8 protein-coding genes and 1 pseudogene are annotated in these 6,723 nt (G+C 70.5%); 4 read left to right on the top strand and 5 right to left on the bottom strand.

Going from position 1 to position 6,723, the window contains the following annotated elements; genetic code table 11:
• From G6028_RS07695 to G6028_RS07680, 4 genes are all read right to left on the bottom strand, one after another.
• On the bottom strand, positions 1 to 512 hold a 512-nt coding region (locus tag G6028_RS07695; protein ID WP_182658513.1), incomplete at its 3' end, for a hypothetical protein.
• A 148-nt stretch (positions 513 to 660) separates the two neighbouring features.
• Positions 661 to 1,488 carry a hypothetical protein gene (locus G6028_RS07690; protein ID WP_182658512.1) on the bottom strand — a complete coding sequence of 276 codons (828 nt, stop codon included), beginning with the start codon at positions 1,486 to 1,488 and terminating at the stop codon, positions 661 to 663.
• The gene (locus G6028_RS07685) at positions 1,485 to 2,201 is read right to left on the bottom strand and encodes an ABC transporter ATP-binding protein (protein WP_338404173.1); all 717 of its coding nucleotides are present in this window, start codon (positions 2,199 to 2,201) and stop codon (positions 1,485 to 1,487) included. Before G6028_RS07685 ends, G6028_RS07690 begins: the two co-directional genes overlap by 4 nt.
• Position 2,202: 1 nt before the next feature.
• Positions 2,203 to 2,598, bottom strand: a complete 396-nt coding sequence (locus G6028_RS07680; RefSeq protein ID WP_182641199.1) for a GntR family transcriptional regulator — start codon at positions 2,596 to 2,598, stop codon at positions 2,203 to 2,205.
• A gap of 203 nt (positions 2,599 to 2,801) precedes the next feature.
• On the opposite strand from G6028_RS07680, the gene G6028_RS07675 reads away from it, so the two are divergent.
• Positions 2,802 to 2,963, top strand: coding sequence for a hypothetical protein (locus tag G6028_RS07675; RefSeq protein ID WP_179525725.1), 162 nt, complete (start codon positions 2,802 to 2,804; stop codon positions 2,961 to 2,963).
• Between the two features lie 32 nt (positions 2,964 to 2,995).
• Here G6028_RS07675 and G6028_RS07670 read toward each other — a convergent pair.
• Positions 2,996 to 3,308 (bottom strand): annotated as a pseudogene (locus G6028_RS07670) (hypothetical protein).
• 81 nt (positions 3,309 to 3,389) lie between these two features.
• Here G6028_RS07670 and G6028_RS07665 point away from each other — a divergent pair.
• The 3 genes from G6028_RS07665 to G6028_RS07655 form a co-directional block, all read left to right on the top strand.
• Positions 3,390 to 4,796: a flavin monoamine oxidase family protein gene (locus G6028_RS07665; protein WP_182658511.1), complete on the top strand. Its 1,407-nt coding sequence runs from the start codon at positions 3,390 to 3,392 to the stop codon at positions 4,794 to 4,796.
• Entirely contained in the window at positions 4,784 to 5,803 is a 1,020-nt protein-coding gene (locus G6028_RS07660) for an AraC family transcriptional regulator ligand-binding domain-containing protein (RefSeq protein ID WP_182658510.1), read from the top strand. Before G6028_RS07665 ends, G6028_RS07660 begins: the two co-directional genes overlap by 13 nt.
• Before the next feature lie 113 nt (positions 5,804 to 5,916).
• Positions 5,917 to 6,723: MBL fold metallo-hydrolase (locus G6028_RS07655; protein ID WP_241730622.1), on the top strand; the 807-nt coding region annotated here is incomplete at its 3' end.

Here is a 6,723-nt window from a genome sequence, read left to right as displayed (position 1 = left end):
GCGGCCCGGACCGGCGCCGTGGTGAGCACGGTGCTGGTGGCCGGAACAGCAGTCGCCGCGGGGGCGGGCGAGACCTCCGCGGCGGGCATCAGGATCATGGATCCGGCGATCATCGCGAACGCCGTCGACCCCACCACCGGCCACCGGCGCGAGACGGGCGTCAGCGGCGTGTGCCAGGTCAGTGGGGCGAGCGCATCTGCAGCGACGTACCCGGCCATCGCCTGCTGGGCCAGCGCGGCCTGCGAGTCCAGCCGGTGGTCCTCATCGGCGTGCGCCCTGTCCCGGTGCTCGCAGTACAACCACCATGCGCCCGGCAGGACGAGTGCCAGTCCGAACACGACCATCGCCGCGACCGCGGCGGCGCCGTCCGCCAGGGAGGCCGCCCCACCCAGGACGACCAGCGCGCCCACCCCCACACCCGCCCAGGCCAGCACCGGCTTCCACACCGGGGGACTGAGGTAGGTCGGTTCGGCCAGTGTCGGATGCGACGTGGACGGCAGGACGATCGGCATGGGCGGCGGTCTTTCCGGGAGGCGAGGGGTCCCCAGAGGGACGACGACGGCGCCGGGTCCGGTGCCCCACCCCGCCGTCGAATGAGGTGAACAGTACGCGGGCCCGGTCCTACGCCAAAGCTATTCTCATACTTCGCCGGAGTGCGTCTCAGACCAGGGCCACCCTGTGGTTCCACGAGCGCGCTGTGCGCCACAGGCAGAACACCACCAACACCACCGACGCGGCCAGGAAGCCGACGGGCATGACGTCGTCGCTGGCGGCCGCGCCGGCGGCCAACTCGCCGATCATGTCGAAGCGCACGAACTCCAGCGAGCCCCCGGCGCCCATCGAGATGCCGAACGGCAGAGCGATCATCGCCATCAGCGAGAGCAGCTGTGTGACCACGTAGACCAGGACGAACACCACGACCGGCCCGCCGGCACCCAGCGCGGCCAGCCGTCGCTCGTGCCCGACCGAGACCGAGAAGTAGTAGCAGACGGGCCAGATCAGGAACGACCCGAGTGTCACGAGCACTCCGGCCGCGATCATCCAGGCCGGTGCGGCAGTGGTCACCGTGGTCCACGCGTCGGACAGGACGGAGTACGACGGCGAGGTGAGCCCCGACTGGCGGGCGGCCGACCACCACGTGAGCACTGCGAGCCCGGCGGTGAGGACGAGCGCGGCCAGGGACGCGACCATCGCCCACACCAGCTTGGCCCAGAAGATGACCGCCCCGCGGACCGGGATGGAGTGGGTGAAGTACCCGGTCCGGCCGTAGCCGGTGCGCCAGTAGTCGGCGGCCAGGGTCAACTGGACGGCCGGGACCGCCACAACGGCGGCCAGCATGCCCAGGGCCAGTCCGAGCTGGGACAGTAGCGGCCACCCGGCGGCCCCGAGCAGGCCGCCCAGGACTCCGACCAGGGCGATCACGCCGAGAGTCGTCCCGAGGGCCCCGCGTGTGCGCAGCCACTCGTGCGTGAGCAGTGTCGTCGTCATCGGTAGGTCTCCTTGGAGATCTGGTCGAGGCTGGCGGCGTGCTGGCCGCGGAGGTCGTCGGCGTGGCCCTGCAGCAGGACCCGGCCGTGGCGCATCATCACCGCGGCGTCGAGGATGGGCTCGAGGTCGTGCACCAGGTGCGTGGAGATGAGGAGCAGGGACTCCTCGGACAGGTTGCGGACGATGCCGTCGAGGATGAGCTGACGCGCGGCCGGGTCGACGCCGGAGATGGGTTCGTCCAGCAGGAACACCCGCGCGTCGCGGGACATGGCCAGGGCGATCTGCACCTTCTCGCGCATGCCCTTGGACATCTCCTTGAGGCGCGCGGACTCGCTCAGCCCGAAGAACCCGATGAGGTCGCGGGCTTTCTCGGTCTGGAAGTCGGCGAAGAAGTCGGCGTAGAGCCGCAGGCAGTAGCTCACGCGGGCGGAGTCGGGCAGGAAGCTGGTGTCGGGCAGGAAGGACACGATCGCCTTGGACTCGGGGCCCGGGGCGTGGCCGTCGATCCGCACGGTGCCGGAGTAACCCGAGAGCACGCCGGCGAGGATCTTGAGGAGCGTGGTCTTGCCGCACCCGTTCTCGCCGAGCAGTCCCACGATCTGCCCCGGAGCGAGCTGGAGATCGAGGGCGTCCAGTGCGGTGGTGGAGGCGTAACTCATGCTGAGACCCGAGGCCTCGACGAGTGTAGTGGCCGGGGTGGCGGTCGTACTCACGTCAGACGCCTCCGTCGTGTGCATGGGCAGTGGTGTGGTCATGGTGATCCCATCTCGTGTCGAGTAGTGCTCGCGCCCTGTCGTGCGTCATCCGCAGGCCGCGGACCCGCCGGATGAACTCGTCGGCGGCCCCGGCGGCGAGGTCGGCGCGGATCTCGTCGATCCGGGCGTCATCGGAGGTGACGAACCTCCCGCTGGCCCGCTCGGACCGGCACAGCTCGAGCCGTTCCAGCTCGGCCAGCGCGCGCTGCGCGGTGTTGGGGTTGACGCCCAGATCGGCCGCCAACTCCCGGACCCCGGGCATCTTCGCGCCCGTCGGCCACTCCCCCGTCACGATGCGCCGCGAGAACTCCTCGACGAGCTGCACCCAGATCGGGGATGAGTTGTCGAACTGCATCGCCGCCCCATTCCGTGTTGCTGTATTAGGTGCTTAATACAGTGACACTCCGACGCGGCGAAGTCAACGCGGGTCGCGGCGAAGTCAACGACGACCACGTTGCGTATACCCTAGGGGGTATGTATTCTCGGCAGCGAGGCTCGGACGGCACCACACACCGACCGCGGACCTCGCGACCATCCCACGATCAGAGGAGTACGACCATGTGCCGACCCGCAACCTGCAAGACCTGTGGAAAGACGACCTGGGCCGGGTGCGGAATGCACGTGGACCAGGTGATGTCCGGCGTGCCCAAGTCCCAGCGGTGCCCCGGACACGCCACCGCGCCCAAGGAGGGGTTCCTCGCGAAGATGTTCGGCAGGTAGCCGGTCACTGCGCGCGGATCAGTGCGCGCGGATCAGTGCGTCAGAACGACCTTGACCCCGACGATGGTCGCTGCGACCACCGTGAGTGCCGCAGCACTGATGAGCCGGTTCCGACTGGGCCGCTCGCCGTTGAGCCGGCCGATCACGAAGACGATGCCGCCGATCCGCACCAGCACGGTGGGCTCTGCCAGCAGCAGTGCGGTGCGGTGCTCGAGAACTCCGAGCCAGGACCAGGATGTTGCCGTAGATGTAGGCGCTGATCCGGCTCGCCGCGTCGGACCGCTCCAGCGGCGCGCCCCTGGAGAGCCATGAGTTGCGCGGCAGGGAACGCCCGTCCGTGTTCATGACGACAAGCGTGACAGACCCCGGGAGTCCGGGGCACCGAGTTCACCGTCCCGCCCCGGGCCACCGGGGGCGAGGAATACTGTGAACACGCCTGCGATTCGGTCGGCCGTGGGGAGGCGACGGGTGGACTCATCAGTGGACGTGGTGGTCGTCGGCGCAGGCATCGCCGGATTGGTCGCCGCTCGCGAGTTGACCCGCACGGGCCACGAGGTGCAGGTGTTCGAGGCCCGGGACCGCGTCGGGGGCCGTCTCCTCAACGCGACTCTGCCCGGCGGTGCTCCGATCGAGGTCGGGGGGCAGTGGGTCGGTCCCACCCAACACCGCATTCTCGCGCTGATCGGCGAGTTGGGACTGCAGACCTTCCCCACCCACGTCGCGGGTCGCCACATCGCCGAGGTGGGCGGGGCCAGGTCGGACTACTCCGGCCGGATCCCCCGCCTCGATCCCGTCACCCTCGCCGACATCGCGCAGACACAGTGGCGTCTCGACCGCATGGCCGCCCGCGTCCCGCTCGCGGACCCGTGGCGCGCGCCCGGCGCCGAGCGCCTGGACTCGCAGACGTTCGACACCTGGCTCAGACGCACCGCCCGCACCCCGCGGGGCCGCGCGTTCTTCCGTCTCCTCACCGAGGCCGTGTTCTCGACCGGACCCGAGGACCTGTCCGCGCTGTGGGCGGGGTTCTACATCGGGGCCGCCGGCGGACTGGACGCGCTGATCGATACCGAGGGTGGTGCTCAGCAGGACCGCGTGGTGGGCGGAGCGCAGACGATCGCGATCGAGATGGCGCGGGAGCTCGGGGACCGCGTGATGCTGGACAGCCCGGTCACCGCGGTCGACTGGGACGCCGCGGGAGCCCGCGTCCGCACCGGCGACCACGTGGTCAGCGCGCGGCACGTGGTGATCGCGGTGCCACCGCCGCTGGCGTCGAGGATCCGCTACTCCCCCGGTCTGCCCGGCGACCGCGACCAGCTGATCCAGCGGATGCCCATGGGACGGGTGATCAAGATCAACGTCGTCTACCCCGAGCCGTTCTGGCGTGCCGACGGCTGGAGCGGTCAGGCGAACAGCGACACCCGACCGCTGGGCACCGTCTTCGACAACACTCCCCACGCCAGCACGTCGGACGGCGCCGTGCCCGGCGTCCTCGTCGGATTCCTCGAGGGCCGCCACGCGGACCGGGCCTCGCGCATGACCGCCGCCGACCGACGCGCGCAGGTACTGGAGGACCTCGCCGGATACTTCGGCCCCCGGGACCTCGGTCCCGTCGACTACATCGAGCGCGACTGGGCCGAGGAGGAGTACAGCCGCGGCTGCTACGGCGCGTTCGCCGCGCCCGGGACCCTGACCCGCTTCGGCCCCCACCTCCGCCGCCCCGTCGGCCCGATCCACTGGGCCGGCACGGAGACCGCCACCCGCTGGGCCGGCTACATGGACGGGGCGGTCGAGTCGGGTCGGCGGGTGGCCGGGGAGATCGTGTGCAGCCGCTGATCCGCGCCGCCAGCCTGCGCGGTTTCGGTCCGCTGGTCAGCGAACTCGGCGGAGACCCCGATCGCCTGCTCGAGCGGTATGACATCGCGCGCGAGGTGCTCGATGACGACGACGGGCTGGTGTCGATCACCGCGCACGACCGGATGCTCGACGCGGCCGCCGCGGAACTGGGCTGCCCCGATTTCGGGCTGCGGCTGGCCGATCGCCAGGACGTCTCCATCCTCGGTCCGGTGGCCCGGGCGGTCCGCTCCAGCTCCACCGCCACCGAGGCGCTCGAGTGCGCGGCGCGGTTCCTGTTCGTCCACAGCCCCGCCCTGACGATCGGCGTCGACGACGACCCGTGGGGCAGGCGCGGCGTGATCGCGCTGACCTACCGCAAGCGGCTCTCCGAATCGCCGTACTCCCCGCAGGCCATCGAGCTGGGCCTGGGCCTGTTCCACCGGATGGCCGTTCAGCTGCTCGGGCGCAGTCCGGGTCTCCGGTCGGTGGAGCTGCCCCACGGTCCGCTGTCGCCCGTGGCCCGCTACCTGGAGTTCTTCGGCGCCGACATCAAGTTCGACCGACCCGTGGCCGCGCTGTGCGTCGAACGGCGCATCCTGGACGCCTCGTTCGACACCGCGGACGAGGAGATCCGCCTGGCCGCCCTCGAACACCTGGCGGGGTCGTACTCCGACCCCACCCAGTCGATGTCCGGACGGGTCCGCCGGGCGGTGGCCGAGAGCCTGCCCGGGCCGGTCCCGTCCCTCGCCGAGGTGGCGGCCTCGCTGTCGATCCACCCCCGGACCCTGCAACGCCACCTCGTCGTCGAGGACACCACCTACGGTCAGGTCGTCGACGACCTGCGACGAGACCGGTCGCACCGGTTCATCACGACCACCGACCTGTCGTTCACCCAGATCGCCGACCTGGTCGGCTTCACCGAACAGTCCACACTCAGCCACGCCGTGCGTCGGTGGTTCGGCCTCTCCCCCGGCGGCCTCCGGCGCCGGGCGAGACTGTCGCGCTGAGACAAGTTTTCCTCCCGCGGGCACCGGATCCTGAACGTAGCCACCAGAACCACGGCACCCGGAGAACCACGGCGCCCGTAGTAGTAGGCGCCCGTAGTAGTACAGGAGCGATGATGCTGCGCGAACACCAGTTGAGTGACCAGAAGCTGCAGGAACAGTCGTCCGAGCAGATGCTCGAGCAGATCGGCGCGCGGTCGATCCCCGAGTTCGACGGCGTCCACGACGTGTGGCCCCGCGGCGAGCGCCTCCGGGCCGTGCGCGCGGCGGCCGCCGAGTACAAGACGCGCTTCGTGCAGCAGGGGCAGGTGCGGGCCGTGCAATCCGTGGACGTGGCCGCGGCGCCCTACCCGGTCAAGTACGCCTTCAACAACGCGGTCTCGGTCCCCAGCCTGCCGCTGATCACCATGATCAACCGGATGATCGTGGTGCAGTACGACGACTGGAACGGCCGCCCCCGCACCCTGGTGTTCGAGCCGACCGTCCCCGCCGGGTCCGCCGAGGCGCCCTTCTACGACAACCTGCAGACGCTCGTCGACCGGATCCCCGGCGGCACCCTGGCCATCAAGCTGCTCCTCAAGTACTTCAACGAGCCGAACCAGGCGCTCGCCAAGGTCGGGCTCACGCCGCAGGACGTGGACTTCTGCACGTTCGACCACCTCCACGTCCAGGACCCACGCGTGATCCTCGGTTCGACCGAGGTGATCCCCGGAGACACCGCGCCCCGCACGCCACTGTTCGGCGACGCCAAGCTGCTGGTCCACCGGCGCGAACTGGCCACCCTCGAGGACCTGCACCCCATGCAGTGGGCCTGGTACGTCGCCGGCGGGCTCGGCGGGGTCGACCGGTCCAAGTTCGCGGTGTTCGACGGGGACATCGAGCTCGGCCCCGGCATCGCGCTGATGTGGACCCCCGGCCACACC

It is taken from the genome of Dietzia cercidiphylli, assembly GCF_014145145.1.
In the GTDB taxonomy this organism is placed as follows: domain Bacteria; phylum Actinomycetota; class Actinomycetes; order Mycobacteriales; family Mycobacteriaceae; genus Dietzia; species Dietzia natronolimnaea.
Note: the sequence above shows the minus strand (reverse complement) of the source record. Positions and strands in the feature narration are given on the sequence as shown.